Raw genomic sequence first — 15,009 nt, forward strand, 5'->3', positions numbered from 1 at the left:
TTGAAGTCTTCTTTGAAATTTATAAATGCTAAATACTTGCTGCTAAATCTGGCGGCAGGTATTTATTTTTTTGTGGCAACCGGGAATGAGGTCAGGGCCCAGAAAATTGAAATCGGAGCAGGGTTAGGGGGTTTAAATTACAAAGGCGACATTTCACCCTCGCTGAGACTCCGGTTTTTCAAACCCGCCGGAAGTGTGTTTTTTCGCTATAACCCAAATCAGGCAGTGTCGCTACGGGCGGAATTGATGGGAGGCATTGTTGGTGCCGAAGATAAGCATAGTAAAGATCCATTTCAACAGGCGAGAAATATGTCATTCACTTCCCGCATTTTTGAAGGAAGTGCAGTGGCCGAGTATAATTTCCTCAATTTTCAGGAACGCCGCTTTGCCGTTAACTGGAGTCCTTATCTTTTTGGAGGGATTGGTTACGCTACGTTCAATCCGAGCCCTCAGGTTGGTGCGTACAAAACCAGCACATTTGTGCTTCCTTATGGAGTAGGGATCAAATATCAGGTGCGTCGTCCCTGGAATGTTGGCGTCGAATTCGGGGCCAGAAAAACATTTACCGATTATCTCGATAATTTGGGCGGCGATCCGGTCACAACAGACAAATTCCAGCAAGGTGATCCGTCATTGAAGGACAATTATTATTATTTAAGACTTTCTGTTACATACACATTTTATAAAATCGTTTGCCCCTGATCCTATGAAAAGAATTCTCCTCATTGTTGCTGTCTTGCTTGTTGTTGGTGTTGCTGGTTTTTTGGGTATGAGAATGTATACCAAATCTTTCAGTCCTGAGGCGGTCGCCGAAACAACGAATAATGGTGTGAATGTGAAAGTCACATACAGCAGGCCCGGTAAAAAAGGTCGGTTGCTTTTTGGCAGAGAACAGGATAAGGCGCTATCGCCGTATGGTAAAGTTTGGCGCACAGGCGCTAACGAAGCAACATTAATTGAGTTGGGGGAAGGGTTATCGATTGGCGGCAAGCCGGTTAAGGCAGGCACTTACTCACTTTATTCCGTTCCCGGGCAAAGCACGTGGAAAATCATCCTGAATTCGGAAGTGGGCCAATGGGGCACGGAATATAATGATGGTAAAGATGTGTTGCGTGTAGAAGTGCCCATTCGCATCCGGCCTACGGTGCAGGAATTATTTAACATCTACTTTGAAGATATACCGGGCGGTGTAAACATGATTTTGAGCTGGGACCAGACAGAAGCATTAGTCCCCATTACCAAATAAACCGCTCGCCTGCGCGCCCCTATGTTTGTTGAAGCTATTGAGAAAGTAGATCAGTATACCCGTCCCATTCACTTTATACTGCGTTATTACACTGGCAGCGACATTGTGCCGGGCACTGCTACATTGTTTTTTGTTAATGAAAATGGCTTTGCGATCACCTGCCGGCACGTTGCGCAGCAAATTTTGTATGCCAGCTCCATTTACGAGAACTATTTGAAATTCAAGAGTGAGCTTAGGAAATTTGAAAAAGACCCTAGTTTTGAAACGCAACGCGGTTTTCTGGAAAACAAATACAGGATCAACGGTGACAATCCGATCAGGATACTTTTCAATTTTATCAATTGTGTAACAGCTTACAAAGGCCTGGCCATTCACTTGCATCCGACCCAGGATCTCGCTATCATTCAGTTCAGGGATTTTGATAGTAAGCAATATCAGGGCTTCGCACGTTTTCTAAAAGATTCCAGGCTTGTCAAGCAGGGAAGATATCTTTGCCGCTTGGGATATCCGTTTCCGGAATTTACCAATTACCAATACAACAAAAATACAGGCGACATTGAATGGCTTAATACAGGCCGCATTAACACGCCCAGTTTCCCCATTGACGGGATCGTCACGCGTCACATTGGCGAAAGCAACGGCGTCGTGGGCATTGAAATGAGCACACCGGGTTTAAGAGGGCAAAGCGGCGGGCCACTTTTTGATAAAAACGGCGTTATCTACGGCATGCAAAGCTCGACGCGGCATTTACATTTGGGCTTTGACCAGGTGAACAGGGAAGTGATCACCGAAGGCCATCGGAAGCGCGTTTCCAATTATCCTTTTCTGAATGTAGGCCAATGCGTTCACGTGGACGTGATTAAGCAATTTTTGCGCGAGAAGAACGTCACTTTTTATGAAGAGGAAGTTTAGAGGATCAGCATTAACTCTTCCAGCCGCCTGATATCGTAGGTAGGGCTTTCATCAAACTGCAGTCCGGCCGGGTTGTAATAAACTGTGTCTATTCCAAATTGCTTGGCGCCCATGATGTCAGCAACCCAGTTATCCCCGATCATAATGCTTTCTGACGGCACAGCCCGCGCCGTTTCCAGTGCATAAGCGAATATTTTAGGATCCGGCTTTTTTGCATTTGCGGTTTCGAACGTAATGATATTTTCAAAAAAATGACCGATTTCCGAGCTTGCGATTTTTCGGGCCTGGATTTCATTGAAACCGTTCGTGATAATATGCATCGAGTAACCCGCGGAGTTAGCGTAGTTCAGCAAATCAAGCGCGCCCTCCAACAAATGTTTTTTATCAGGAAGTGTGCGAAGGTAGGCTTCACCGATTTCAGTATGGTTGGGAGGCAGGTTTGCACCAAGTTCTTCAAAAACCATCTTAAACCTGTTCTCACGTATATAGGTATGGTGCACTTTGCCACGATCAAATGCATCCCAAAGCGCCGTGTTGATTTTCAAAAAAGACTGGATAAACGAGTCCAGAGACGATACGCCGTACTGAATTAAGGTCAGCGTGTGAAAAATTTCTTCCAGTGATTCCGAAGAATTTCTTTCAAAATCCCAAAGTGTATGGTCCAGATCGAAGAAAAGATGCTTGTATTTCATATCTGGTAAAAATTCAAATTTTATTAGAAAAGTGAAATTTAATTTTTATTCAGTAAAAATCATAAATAAAAAATTAGAAGTGATCCAAACACCATAACGTTAACGTAAGTCATTCGATAAGTTCTATTAATTATTGCAATAAGAACACGGTGTATAGTCAGTACACGTATATTCTTCAAATGAGGGGTTTGTTGTTAACAGTTGTTAATGAAATTTATTTTACAAAAAAAAGAAACCTAAAGATTTGCAAATTATTTTTCAAATCCATTTCTTTGATATGTATAATTCAAAATACAGAAAAGACAGTTCATTATTTCACTAAACAGAAAGGAGAAACAATATCGACGAACCGCTCTACGTTAACTAAATCGAATAGTAAAAATGGAGAAAGTCCAAGTTAGCGACAGTGAGTTGGTAACCTTGTATATCCGCGGTAATGAGAAGGCATTTGAAAAGCTTGTTCAGCGCCACAAATCAAGAATATACACCACTATTTATCTAATTGTCAAAGACCAGTATGTAGCCGAAGATTTATTGCAGGATACATTTATTAAGGCCGTTGACACGATAAAAGGTGGTAGATATAATGATGAGGGCAAATTCCTGCCATGGATTATACGTATCGCACACAATCTCGCCATTGATTATTTCAGACGCGATAAACGCTACCCCAATGTAGTATTTGAAGATGGAAGCAGTGTTTTCAATACGCTGGATTTTTCGGAGGATTCCGTTGAGTCAATCCAGATTCGTCAGGAAACACACGAGCAACTGCGGGAGATGATCCAGCGGTTACCTGATGTTCAGAAGCAAGTCCTGATCATGCGCCACTATGAGGACATGAGTTTTCAGGAGATTGCCGATGCAACAGGAGTGAGCATTAATACGGCATTGGGCAGGATGCGTTACGCGTTGATAAACTTGCGTAAGCAATTCAACCAACGTGCCCCACAGTATGACAAAAACTTTTACCTACGATGATGTTGTAAGGTATTTATATGCCGAGACAACAGAGAATGAAAATGACCTGATTGTTGAGGCGCTAGCGCTTGACAATGATTTGATGAGTTTTTATCTGGACTCGCTTGATATTCAGAGCCAGATGGACAAAATCGTTCGGATCCCTTCGGATCAGTCGGTTAACAAAGTCTTCAGATATTCTCAACAATTTTCACCAAAAAGACCCACCGCTCTTTCTTGTTAAGAGGTGGGTCTTTTTTTGTTCTAATTTGTAACCACCTGTAAAATTTGCAGGCAGGATTTTCCGTATGCTTAGAAAAGACCGATTCAAGTTCTTCCTTGATTATTTTACCAATAACTTTCCTGAACCTGAGACCGAGTTGCATTACGGAAGCCCATACGAGTTACTCGTCGCGGTGGCTCTTTCTGCGCAATGCACAGATAAGCGCGTAAACATGGTTACGCCTGCACTTTTTGAACGTTTTCCCGATCCCGTAGCATTGGCAGCATCCAATGTGGAAGAGGTTTTTACTTATATCCGCTCGATTTCCTACCCCAATAACAAAGCAAAACATTTGATAGGGATGGGGAGAATGCTGGTTGAGCAATTCAACTCAGAAGTTCCGGCTTCAATAGAAGACTTGCAAAAGCTGCCGGGAGTGGGACGTAAAACAGCGAATGTGATTGCTTCTGTTGTTTTCAATCAGCCAGCAATGGCAGTTGATACCCATGTTTTTCGGGTTTCGCGGCGCATCGGGCTTGTTCCGCTTACCGCAACTACACCGTTGGCCGTCGAGAAAGCACTTTTGAAATACATTCCGAGAAATCTCGTTCATAAAGCACATCACTGGCTTATTCTGCATGGCCGTTACATTTGCCTCGCCCGAAACCCTAAATGCATGCAATGCCCCTTATCGCCCAGTTGTAAATATTTTGAAAAGAATGTGAATGTTCCTCTTTTTCAATCCTGATTACAACCATTTCGGGCTCATACGCATCTCTGTCTAAAATAACAGTTCCCACTAATTTAAAGAAGAAGGAAAAGAAATGAAGCGAATTAATTTATCATTGATCATCGTATTTGCCCTGCTTGTCGGTTTGTCGGGTTGTATGGATTCGGACAATACGGATGACACTGCAAAAGTGAAAGAGAACGAGGTTGCAATCGAGAACTATCTTAAAACGGACAGCGCAGGTTCGAAAGCCATCAGAGACAGCTCGGGATTATATTATATCACCCGCCTTGCCAACCCAAGTGGCCAGCTAGCAAGAAGAGGCGATGCAGCAACCATTAAATACACAGGTTATTTGCTCAATGGAACCAAAGTTGTTTCATCCACAGTCGACAGCAAAACGACATTTACTTTTCCGGTTGAAGGTTATCAATATTGGGGAGGCATTGAACGAGGCATATTTTTGATGAGAACAGGTGAGAAAACAACATTTTTCTTGCCTTTCTATCTGGCGTCAGGAAATGTGGATAAAGTGAATATCCCGGCCTATTCACCAATCCGTTTGGAAGTTGAATTCTTAAAAACCCGCACAGAGCCGCAGCAGATTGATGATTTTATCGCTGCGAAGGGCTATAAACCGGCCAATATTGAAAGAACCGCAGATAACCTCGTTATCATTCGCACGAATACGGTAACTGGCGATACTATTCCCGCAGGAAAAGCTGTTAGTGTCAAATACGTTGGCAGGTTACTCGATGACACAAAATTCGATGAGCGGACGAGCACTTTCACCACAGGATCGGCTGGAACGATTCCCGGATTTGACCGTGCACTCCGGAAGTTGCGTTTCAAAGAAAAAGCACTTATCATTTTCCCGTCTGCCTTAGGCTATGGCAAAAGCGGATACAATACTATTTTGCCTTATACGCCTTTGCAGTTCGAGATTGAGGTCATGCAACCATAATAATATCAGTTGAATACGGAATGTCCGCGAATCTACTTCGCGGACATTTTTTATGTAAAATGCTCAATAATCGCGTCTCTAACCTGTTCCAAATCCCCCGGTAACAGGCTTGAACCAGAGGGCAAACAAATTCCCGTTTGAAACAGTTGCTCAGCCACGGTGCCACCAAAGTAAAGAGCGTCCCTGAAAACGGGCTGTAAGTGCATTGGCTTCCACAAGTGTCTGGATTCAATGTTCCTGCTTTCTAATTCCGCCATCAGCATTTCTGGCGAAATCCCCGATTGTTGAAAATCAAATGATAAAGCAGTTAGCCAACGATTCGAAAAGCATTCGGCCGACTCGTTCTGAAAGCTTAGTCCCGGTAAATTTTGTAATGCTTTTTGATAAAAATCATAGATAGCCCTTCTCTGCGCGATTCGTGTTTTCAAAACTTCCATTTGCCCTCTTCCTATTCCTGCGGAAACATTGCTCAGGCCATAATTATAGCCGATTACCGAATGTTCATAATGTGGAGCAGGATCTCTCGCCTGAGCCGCCAGGAATTTCGCTTTATTGATAACCTCAGAATCAGCGGACCAAAGCACTCCGCCACCCGATGTTGTAATGATCTTGTTCCCATTGAAGGAGAATATGCCAAAAGTGCCGAAAGAGCCTGCTTTTCGACCTCTATATTCCGAACCTAACGCCTCGGCAGCGTCTTCTATCAACGGAATGTCATAGTAATTGCATAATGCCAAAATTTCGCCGATACGCGCGGGCATTCCGTACAAATGCACGATAATGATCGCCTTTGGCTTTTTTCCTTTGTTGAAACATTGCTTGATGGCTTGTTCCAATGCATCCGGACAAATATTCCAGGTGTGCGGTTCGCTATCGACAAAAACGGGAATGCCGCCTTGATAAACGACCGGATTTGCGCTTGCTGCAAATGTGAGTGACTGGCAAATCACGACGTCGCCTTTCCCAACACCAAGCATAACAAGCGCAAGGTGTAACGCCGCGGTCCCCGATGACAATGCTGCAACATGTCCAAAACCGATAAACTCCGCAATCTGCTTTTCAAAAGCGGTCACATTTGTGCCAACGGGCGCTATCCAGTTTGATTCAAAGGCCTGTTGAATGTAAGTCATTTCCGTCCCGCCCATATGCGGTGGCGAGAGCCAGATTCTTTTTTCCATAGTGTGTTTGTTTAATGATTCTTGCAGGATTTCCTCGGATAATGGCTCCGTCGGGAATATTTTTCGTGACGACGCTTCCCGCACCGATCAGGCAATTTTTTCCGATGACAACATTCGGGACGACGACACTTCCTGCGCCGATTAACGTGCATTCGCCAACAGTAACATTGCCACAAAGCACAGATCCGGGAGCGATGTGGACAAAATCCGAAATCTTGCATTCATGCTCGACTATTGCGCCGGTGTTAATAATGCAATGGTTCCCAATGATCGTATCGGTTTGAATAACAGCGCGATGTAAAATCACATTGCCTGAGCCAAAGTGAGCATTGCGGTTAATCAGGGAGGAATGATGAAATACGTTTGCGAAGCGATGACCGATTTTCGCGGCTAGCTGTGCGCGCGAAGCATTGTCGCCTATTGCCAGGATCAATGCTTCATTCATATGCAAATCGGGATCATAAGAACCAATAACTGCGATTCCTTCAAATATCCGTTTAGCTGGATCATCATCAAAAATCGCTTTTACAGAAGCGCCTGAATCCATCAGCAAACTAATAATAATCTTGGCGTGACCGCCTGCACCGTATATGAGCATAGATTGTAGAAATGTGTGTGAAACATGATGTACTTATGAGCCGGTAAATCTTTTGAATGAGGAATGTGTTTGTTTACCTGGTCTTTTGAATATCATTATGAAGGTCAAATACAAGATCTTCATGTCCAGTCCGAAAGATTGGTTCTTTACATACCAGATATCCAGTTCAAATTTCTTTTCCCAGGCGATCGCCGTACGTCCGTTAACCTGCGCCCAACCTGTTATGCCGGGCAGCACATCGTGGCGCATGTGTTGTTCAGGATTATACAAGTCGAGATATTCAGGAAGCAATGGTCTCGGCCCGATTAGACTCATATCGCCTTTTAATACATTCCAAAGTTGCGGGATCTCGTCTAGTGAAGATTGGCGTAACAATCTGCCAAATGGTAAGACAACAGGCTGATCATTTGGCAGATATGATTTCCTTTGAACATCACTTAATGTCCGAAATTTGTTCAAAACAAAAATCTTCTCATTCAATCCGGGTCTTAGCTGAAAGAAAAACACATTGCCTTTGGTTTCAAACCAAAGGACAGAGTAGATGAAAACAAAAAGCGGCGACAGGATGATTAGTCCGGTCGCCGCTAAAAATATATCTAAAACTCTCTTTCCTATTTTGAAATAAACTGCATTAACAATGTCAGAAAAGCTCCGGGTAATGGTCCGGGTTGGCTTCTCGCATGATTCGGTAGGCTGCTTCAAAAATGTCATCTGCATTGGGTTTTGAGAAATAATCGCCATCCGATCCATAGGGAGGACGGTGATCTTTCGCCGAAACGGTTATTGGGGCAGCATCCAGCCAGCGGTAAACATTTTGCTTTTCCACAACTTGCTGCATCATATAAGCAGAAGCACTTCCCGGCAAATCTTCGTCAGCGAAAATAACCCTGTTGGTTTTTTTGACAGACTCAGCAATGCGGCTGTGAATGTCAAAAGGCAACAAAGTCTGCACATCAATAACCTCTGCTTCAACGCCCGATTTTTGCAATTGCGCAGCGGCTTCCATTACTATACGGCACATTGAGCCGTAGGTCACAATGGTAATGTCATTTCCTTCACGAATTATTTCAGGTTCGCCCAAAGGGACGCAGATTTCGCCGATGTTGTCTGGTAAAATTTCTTTCTGACGGTAAGAATTAAGCGGCTCAACGATCAAAGCCGGGTCGTCGCCTTTCATTAATGTATTGTAAAATCCGGCGGCTTGCACGAAATTTCGTGGTACAATAACGTGGATGCCGCGGAGGCTGCTCAGCATGGTGCCCATCGGCGAACCAGAGTGCCAGATCCCTTCGAGCCTGTGCCCGCGCGTACGAATGATCAACGGAGCTTTTTGTCCGCCAGCCGTCCTGTAACGCAATGTTGCCAGATCGTCGGTGAGCGTCGCCAGTGCGTAATAGATGTAGTCAAAATACTGGATCTCAACAATCGGCCTTAATCCGCGCATTGCCATGCCAATTCCCTGGCCTACGATCGTCGCTTCACGGATTCCGGTGTCCGTAATCCTCAATTCGCCAAATTTCTCCTGCAAGCCTGCCAAACCCTGGTTCACGTCTCCTATAAAGCCAACATCTTCGCCCAAGGTCACAACACGCGGATCTTTTTCGAAAAGCGAGTTGAAATAAGAGCGGATAACTTCCCTGCCGTCAACCGTAGGGCTGTCTTCGGAAAATATGGGTTTTACTTCGGCAATATTTAACGGGGATTCTGCAGAGTCGCTGTAAAGATGGGTGCTGAAACGCAATGTATTGTCTTTCAGGCTATTTTGAAGAGATGTTTTTAGTGCATCTTTCATCGGGTTATCCTCTCTTCCGAGCAGTCGCAACGCTTTTCGAATGCTGGAAACCATATCCCTTCTTACAGGAAGATATGTTTTGCTTAGTTCGAGGATAATGTTGCTCAGTTCATCGGCATGGGAACTCGAGCGCATGACGTCCTGCAAAAGTTGTATCGTTTCCAGATATTCTTTGTCGAGTTCCTTACGGTAAGCCTGCCAGGCCTGATTACGCGCATTATGCGCAGTTTCTTTGGCTTCAATTTCTATTTGTTCAAGCTCTTCATCCGTTGCATATCCGTTTTGCAGGATCCAGTTTCGGAAAAGAATGTTGCAATCCCGCTCATTTTCCCATTTCAACCGCTGCTTCGATTTGTATCGCTCATGTGAGCCGGAAGTGGAATGTCCCTGTGGTTGCGTGAGCTCGGTAACATGGATTAAAACGGGAACCTGCTCTTCGCGGCAAATCGTTGCAGCCCGCTGATATGTCTCAATAATGGCTGGATAATCCCAGCCTTTTACCGTAAATATTTCCAATCCCGGCTCCTCCTCATTGCGCTGCAAACCTGCCAGCGCTTTGGAAATGCTTGATTTTGTAGTCTGGTATTCAACAGGAACAGAAATGCCGTAACCGTCATCCCACACGGAAGTCAGCAGTGGAATTTGCAGAACGCCGGCTGCATTCATCGCTTCCAGGAACATGCCCTGGGAAGTGGAAGCATCGCCAATTGTCGCAAAAACGATCTCGTTCCCCTGACGCGTAAAATTGGTCAGATAGTGCAGATCCTTATTGGCCCTGAATAATTTAGAAGCATATGCAAGCCCCACAGCCCGTGGGATCTGCCCGGCAGTGGAAGAGATATCACAAACCGAATTATAAAGCTTGGTCTGGTCCAGCCAGTCTCCGTTTTCATCCAGCCATCTTGTCGAAAAATGCCCATTCATGGACCTGCCGCCGGTACTTGGCTCATGTTCCAGATCGGCATGGGCGTACATTTGTGCAAAAAATTGTTGCCAGCTAATGTTGCCAAGCGCCGCTTCAATGGTCTGGTCGCGGTAATATCCGGAGCGAAAATCACCCATCTTAAATGCCCTTGACAATGCGATCTGGGCCACCTCCTTACCATCTCCGAAAATGCCAAATTTAGAACGGCCACCCATTGTATCCTTCCTTCCCAGCAAACTCACCTGACGACTTTCGCAAGCAAGGCGATAGTCTTTGGTGATACTCTCCTTACTCAACACACTGGAACCGGTCAAACTATCATTTTGAAGCATAAGCAAAATTTACTTGGAATGAATCCGTAGTTAAATTACGTTTTTTTGAATGCAAGCCAAAATTATGCAGGAAAATAATAAACACCACAGTGGGACGTATAACTTTCAGTGGCATTGTTAATATTGGTTAATGATTATTAAATTTAAATTTTATAACTTAATCTTGTTTGCTAGTTACTTTTTTCACCACTAAATGTATAGTTAGTATCATGAAAGTATTTTTTTCCGCGCTGGTTTTATTGGTAGGCTTGTCCACCGTTAGTTTTGCGCAAAAAGGTGTGTTGAAATTCAAAGAAGAAACGCACAAATTTGGTAAAGTGCCACAAGGAACGCCTGTAACACATGAATTTGTGTTTACTAACACGGGATCTGATCCTGTTGTACTTTCCAATGTAACCGTGTCTTGTGGATGTACAACGCCAGTTTGGTCAAAAGAGCCGGTTCTTCCGGGAAAAACAGGTTCTGTAAAAGCTACATTTAATGCCGCAGCGGCAGGTCCTTTTAATAAGCCTGTAACAGTTTTCAGTAACACAGAAGGCGGTTCAATCACTTTGTACCTGAACGGTGAAGTGGTTCCGAAAGCAACAAAATCTTCCAAATAATCCGAGACGATATTTGGTGAAAATGGCGGTCCTGACTGGGCGGCCATTTTTTATGCCCCTACTGCAATGTTAATAAGCAGATCTGTCGTAGAATGAGCGGCGGCGCGTCACTTTTAAATCCTGCAAAATGCTGGATTTCACTTTCAATGTGAAGTTATAGTTGCTTACCCGAGAGGCGCTTCCCGCAAACGGCGTCCAGCTGAAACTCATGTCCCAGCAATGCAGGTCGCGGTAAAGGGTTAATGATGTAATGGTAGGCTCAAATGCGGTGAAGTCGAAACCGGTGTTTACACTGACTTTAAAATTCTTGGATAAGCTAAGGTCACCCGTAACCTGAACAGCCTGAATAAGTTGTGCTTTTGAAAGCCCTGGTTTGGTTAAGCCGAAGTTATAGTTCAGAGACACATTCCAGGGAATATTGAAATCCACGTACAGTTCCGGGTTCTGGGCAATGAATTCGCGCTGCTCCTCCGTAACGGTTGGATTTCCGTTTGCTGCGGGGGGCACCGTTTTGGCCTTATCCGAGCTTTTCGGCGCAAAGCTCGTTCCTAATGTAAAGCCCAGATTTTGCAGGTTTGCCAATCCTTGTCCTTGTGTGATGGCATATCTGTTCACCTTAGTTCCAACCTGATTACTCAGAATCCGTGGATTTGCCTCATATGCATAAGGGTCCAGGTTCATATTGAAGTTTAAATTCAGGTTTTTACCAATCCGGGCATTCGCGTTAACCGTAATGTTGGATAGATTTAATGAATCTGCCAGCAGGTTATAATTTCCTCCCAAACTCAGGTTATCCAGCAGTGATATTTTCTCAAATTGCTGTGCAGCCGTGTCACTTTTGGTTTTGAGTTTCATTTCAAATGAGTTGTTTAAACTGAAAGAAATGACACTCGAAGCGCGCCCGTTGCTTACGCCTGTTCCTACGCCTCTAAACCGCGATAATGAATATTCTCTGTCTAATCCGCGATTTTTAATGTTTACTTTTTGATAAAAACCAAAAGCATCACCTGTAAAATCCGGCGTGTAAGTAAATGATAATGAAGGAATAACGGTGTGCCGAATTGCTTCCAGTCGCTTGCCTTTGACGAAGAATGTCCCGTAAAAACGAGTGTTAACCCCGGCTCCGAAATTGTAAGAATATTCTGTTCCCGCTTGCCTTAATGTATCAATGCGGACCTGATTTTTTTCAACTGAATAAGCGTATTGTTTGGTAAAAACTTCACCTTGTAGTGAAAGGCTCGGCGTAACATTCACAAACCTTAAAATCTTAAAGTTGGGCAGTGAAATAGGCAAGCTGTAACGACCAGTAAACTGCGCGTCTTTCAGCATTTCGGGAAGATTGTCCAGATTAAAAGCCACCACTTTTGCAGTGTTGGCGCGCGTTGGATCAACATTGTTAATGATGGAAAAACCCAGACTCGAGGAGGAAGTATCAATTGCGGTCAGTGAGTTTGTCAATGCATAATTTCCGCTAAAATCCATTCCCAGACGGAAGCTCTCATACCAGCGTCCTCTACCACCTTTCAATGCAAATGGTGCAATCTGGTTAACGCCAAAGCTGAAATCGGTCGAAATGTTCGTTTTACCGCCTTTTTTGATTCCATCAGTCGGGTCAATTTGTCCGAAGTTCTGGTTTACGCGTAAACTGGCCGCTGCCCGCATAAACTGCCCGAAAGTGCGGTTATACTGCACCGAAGAACTCGCCACATTCGAAATATATTTTTGCGTATCAAATTCCTGCAACTGATTGTAACTGTTGCTACTGACATTCACATTCGCAGAAAATTGCGAATTGCCACGCGGCCTTGGCGCATGTGACCAGATAATGCTGAAATCATTGGTTTGTCCACGCCCAAGGTCCCGGTCAACCTCATCGCTTGACTTATTCTTGTTGAACCGCAATGCGAAATTACCATTGTATTGATAACGTCTGGAATAGGTGGAAGCAACGCCCAATCCCCAGCTTCCCGTAGAATAAATCTGTCCCGTAACCGAAGCATTGATGTACTCACTGATGGCGAAATAATAGCCGCCTTCTCTCAGATAGAAACCACGACCATTAGGTTCTTCTCCATAAGTAGGAAAAAGAATGCCCGAGGTTCCATTCTCCTTCTTTTTTGGAAAGGGGAAGAAACCGAAAGGCAGCGCGATTGGAAGCGGAACATCACTGATAACCAGGTTGAAAGGCCCGGAAATAACCTGCTTTTTATTCACCATCTTGATCTTCGGCGCATTGATAAAATAATGCGGGTGCGTCAGATTACAGGTTGTATAAATGGAGTGGCGAATGTAAAAATTGCCCTCCGCGTCTTTCTTGACCTTTTCCCCACGAATGTTCCCATCGCCTTCCTGGGTGACAATGCCCTGGATCAAGGCCTTTTTTGACTTGAAATTATATCGGATTTCCTTGGTATTGTAAGTTTCAGGCCCATCCTGAAATATCGGATCGCCGATCGTTTTTTTGGAAGTAGAGTCGGCAGGATCGGGGATTCCGATTGCATAAACCTCATTCGTGACCCAATTGAGGCGGATATAAGCAGCTTTCAGGTTAATGGTTCCATAAGTCACTTCCGCATTGCCGTACAAGTGGACTTGTTTGAGCACCGCGTCCATAATCGTCGAATCCTCCGCTGTATATTGAACGGTGTTTTGCAGATCGTCCGGATTCGACAAAGAATCTACCGCCGTGGAGTCAGTTAATCCGTTATTGGTGAGCGAAGTATCCCCTAATGTTACCGAACCACTTTTGGACGTAGCATTCTTCCCGGCACCGGTTGTGTCGGCGCCAGCTTGATTTTTAACAGCAAGGAGAGAATCCGCTGTCTGTTTAGCCGAACGTGTAACGTTCGGCTTATCCTGATTTTTCCCGGTTCTCTTAGTGCGTTGCTGTACACAGGACACTGTGCTGAATATAAGAAACGCTGCCACTACTGACGATATAATAATCGCCTTTCTTTTCAGTTCTAACAAATAGCGTATTTTTGCATAACGAATTTCAAAATTAGCAGAGAAACCTCTTACGAGTAACGCCCTAATTAAAAAATAATGTTAAAAGTTCTTAAATTAGTAATTGTCGCAAGCACCCTTTTTGCAAGTCTCGCTTTTGTTATTCAAGATGATCCCGCTCCGGCAAAATCCAGTAGAGTAAACACGGTCGTCATTGATGCCGGCCATGGAGGAAAAGATCCTGGGACCCGGGGGCGTGTTACCAAGGAAAAAGACGTTGCGTTAGCAGTTGCTCTGGAACTTGGGCGAAGGATCAAAGAAGAAACTCCTGACGTAAAAGTACTATATACCAGATCAACTGACGTTTTTATTGAGTTGGGAGAGCGCTCCGCTTTTGCAAATCGCAACAATGCAGACCTTTTTATCTCTGTCCACTGCAATGCCACGCCCAGCTCCCGATCGGTGCGAGGAACCGAAACATTCGTAATGGGTTTACACAAAACACAAGGAAACCTCGACGTTGCGAAGCGTGAAAACTCGGTTATTTTGCAGGAAACGAACTATAAGCAAAAATACAAGGGTTTTGATCCCAATTCTCCACTGGCGCACATCATGCTTGCTAATTATCAAAGCGCATTCATTTCCAGTAGTCTCCGCCTGGCAGATCTGATCGAAAAGAAATTTCAATCTGTGTCCGACCGGGAGAGCCGGGGCGTGAAACAAGCCGGGTTTTTGGTGTTATGGAGATGTGCTATGCCGAGCGTTCTGATCGAAACTGGCTTTTTATCCACACCTGATGAAGAAGCCTATCTGGGCTCAGAGGATGGCCAGAAAGAAGTTGCTGAATCCATTCACCAGGCATTTATGGCTTATAAAAAAGATATGGACCGTTAAATAGGGTTATATCTT

Annotated in this window: 15 protein-coding genes; 9 read left to right on the forward strand and 6 right to left on the reverse strand. The window is 44.4% G+C overall.

The window, feature by feature from the left end; genetic code table 11:
* Genes porG through NFI81_RS20815 form a run of 3 tightly spaced genes read left to right on the forward strand, consistent with a single transcriptional unit; the run spans position 1 to position 2,158 of the window.
* Positions 1-702 carry a type IX secretion system protein PorG gene (porG, locus tag NFI81_RS20805; RefSeq protein ID WP_234615200.1) on the forward strand — a complete coding sequence of 234 codons (702 nt, stop codon included), beginning with the start codon at positions 1-3 and terminating at the stop codon, positions 700-702.
* A 4-nt stretch (positions 703-706) separates the two neighbouring features.
* Positions 707-1,246 (forward strand): DUF2911 domain-containing protein, encoded by a 540-nt coding sequence (locus NFI81_RS20810; protein WP_234615199.1) that lies wholly within the window; start codon positions 707-709, stop codon positions 1,244-1,246.
* 21 nt (positions 1,247-1,267) lie between these two features.
* A complete protein-coding gene (locus tag NFI81_RS20815) occupies positions 1,268-2,158 on the forward strand; it encodes a S1 family peptidase (protein ID WP_234615198.1) in 891 nt (296 codons plus the stop codon).
* Here the strand turns inward: NFI81_RS20815 and NFI81_RS20820 are convergent.
* The gene (locus NFI81_RS20820; RefSeq protein WP_234615197.1) at positions 2,155-2,850 is read right to left on the reverse strand and encodes a YjjG family noncanonical pyrimidine nucleotidase; all 696 of its coding nucleotides are present in this window, start codon (positions 2,848-2,850) and stop codon (positions 2,155-2,157) included. The genes NFI81_RS20815 and NFI81_RS20820 overlap by 4 nt on opposite strands.
* 381 nt (positions 2,851-3,231) lie before the next feature.
* Between NFI81_RS20820 and NFI81_RS20825 the strand changes: the two genes are divergently transcribed.
* From NFI81_RS20825 to NFI81_RS20840, 4 genes are all read left to right on the forward strand, one after another.
* On the forward strand, positions 3,232-3,831 hold the full coding sequence (locus NFI81_RS20825; protein ID WP_026632052.1) for an RNA polymerase sigma factor: 600 nt from the start codon (positions 3,232-3,234) through the stop codon (positions 3,829-3,831).
* Positions 3,806-4,054 (forward strand): hypothetical protein, encoded by a 249-nt coding sequence (locus tag NFI81_RS20830; RefSeq protein ID WP_234615196.1) that lies wholly within the window; start codon positions 3,806-3,808, stop codon positions 4,052-4,054. The genes NFI81_RS20825 and NFI81_RS20830 overlap by 26 nt, the downstream gene beginning before the upstream one ends.
* A 64-nt stretch (positions 4,055-4,118) precedes the next feature.
* Entirely contained in the window at positions 4,119-4,781 is a 663-nt protein-coding gene (nth, locus tag NFI81_RS20835) for an endonuclease III (protein ID WP_234615195.1), read from the forward strand.
* 76 nt (positions 4,782-4,857) lie between these two features.
* Complete coding sequence (locus tag NFI81_RS20840) at positions 4,858-5,727, forward strand: FKBP-type peptidyl-prolyl cis-trans isomerase (RefSeq protein WP_234615194.1); 870 nt, start codon at positions 4,858-4,860, stop codon at positions 5,725-5,727.
* Positions 5,728-5,777: 50 nt separating this feature from the next.
* Here the strand turns inward: NFI81_RS20840 and NFI81_RS20845 are convergent, their stop codons facing one another.
* The 4 genes from NFI81_RS20845 to NFI81_RS20860 are packed head-to-tail and all read right to left on the reverse strand — an operon-like array spanning position 5,778 to position 10,552.
* Entirely contained in the window at positions 5,778-6,905 is a 1,128-nt protein-coding gene (locus tag NFI81_RS20845) for a DegT/DnrJ/EryC1/StrS family aminotransferase (protein ID WP_234615193.1), read from the reverse strand.
* Positions 6,832-7,503 carry an acetyltransferase gene (locus tag NFI81_RS20850; protein WP_234615192.1) on the reverse strand — a complete coding sequence of 224 codons (672 nt, stop codon included), beginning with the start codon at positions 7,501-7,503 and terminating at the stop codon, positions 6,832-6,834. The genes NFI81_RS20845 and NFI81_RS20850 overlap by 74 nt, the downstream gene beginning before the upstream one ends.
* Positions 7,504-7,536: 33 nt before the next feature.
* Positions 7,537-8,214: a sugar transferase gene (locus NFI81_RS20855; protein WP_234615191.1), complete on the reverse strand. Its 678-nt coding sequence runs from the start codon at positions 8,212-8,214 to the stop codon at positions 7,537-7,539.
* Entirely contained in the window at positions 8,144-10,552 is a 2,409-nt protein-coding gene (locus tag NFI81_RS20860) for an alpha-ketoacid dehydrogenase subunit alpha/beta (RefSeq protein ID WP_234615190.1), read from the reverse strand. Before NFI81_RS20860 ends, NFI81_RS20855 begins: the two co-directional genes overlap by 71 nt.
* Positions 10,553-10,761: 209 nt before the next feature.
* Here NFI81_RS20860 and NFI81_RS20865 point away from each other — a divergent pair, with 209 nt between their 5' ends.
* Positions 10,762-11,154 carry a DUF1573 domain-containing protein gene (locus NFI81_RS20865; RefSeq protein WP_234615189.1) on the forward strand — a complete coding sequence of 131 codons (393 nt, stop codon included), beginning with the start codon at positions 10,762-10,764 and terminating at the stop codon, positions 11,152-11,154.
* Positions 11,155-11,223: 69 nt separating this feature from the next.
* Here the strand turns inward: NFI81_RS20865 and NFI81_RS20870 are convergent, their stop codons facing one another.
* Positions 11,224-14,082, reverse strand: a complete 2,859-nt coding sequence (locus NFI81_RS20870; RefSeq protein WP_234615188.1) for a putative LPS assembly protein LptD — start codon at positions 14,080-14,082, stop codon at positions 11,224-11,226.
* Between the two features lie 117 nt (positions 14,083-14,199).
* Here NFI81_RS20870 and NFI81_RS20875 point away from each other — a divergent pair, with 117 nt between their 5' ends.
* Positions 14,200-14,994, forward strand: coding sequence for an N-acetylmuramoyl-L-alanine amidase family protein (locus NFI81_RS20875; RefSeq protein WP_234615187.1), 795 nt, complete (start codon positions 14,200-14,202; stop codon positions 14,992-14,994).
* Positions 14,995-15,009: the final 15 nt, after the last annotated feature.

The sequence above is a fragment of the Dyadobacter fanqingshengii genome (assembly GCF_023822005.2).
Taxonomy (GTDB): Bacteria; Bacteroidota; Bacteroidia; order Cytophagales; family Spirosomataceae; genus Dyadobacter; species Dyadobacter fanqingshengii.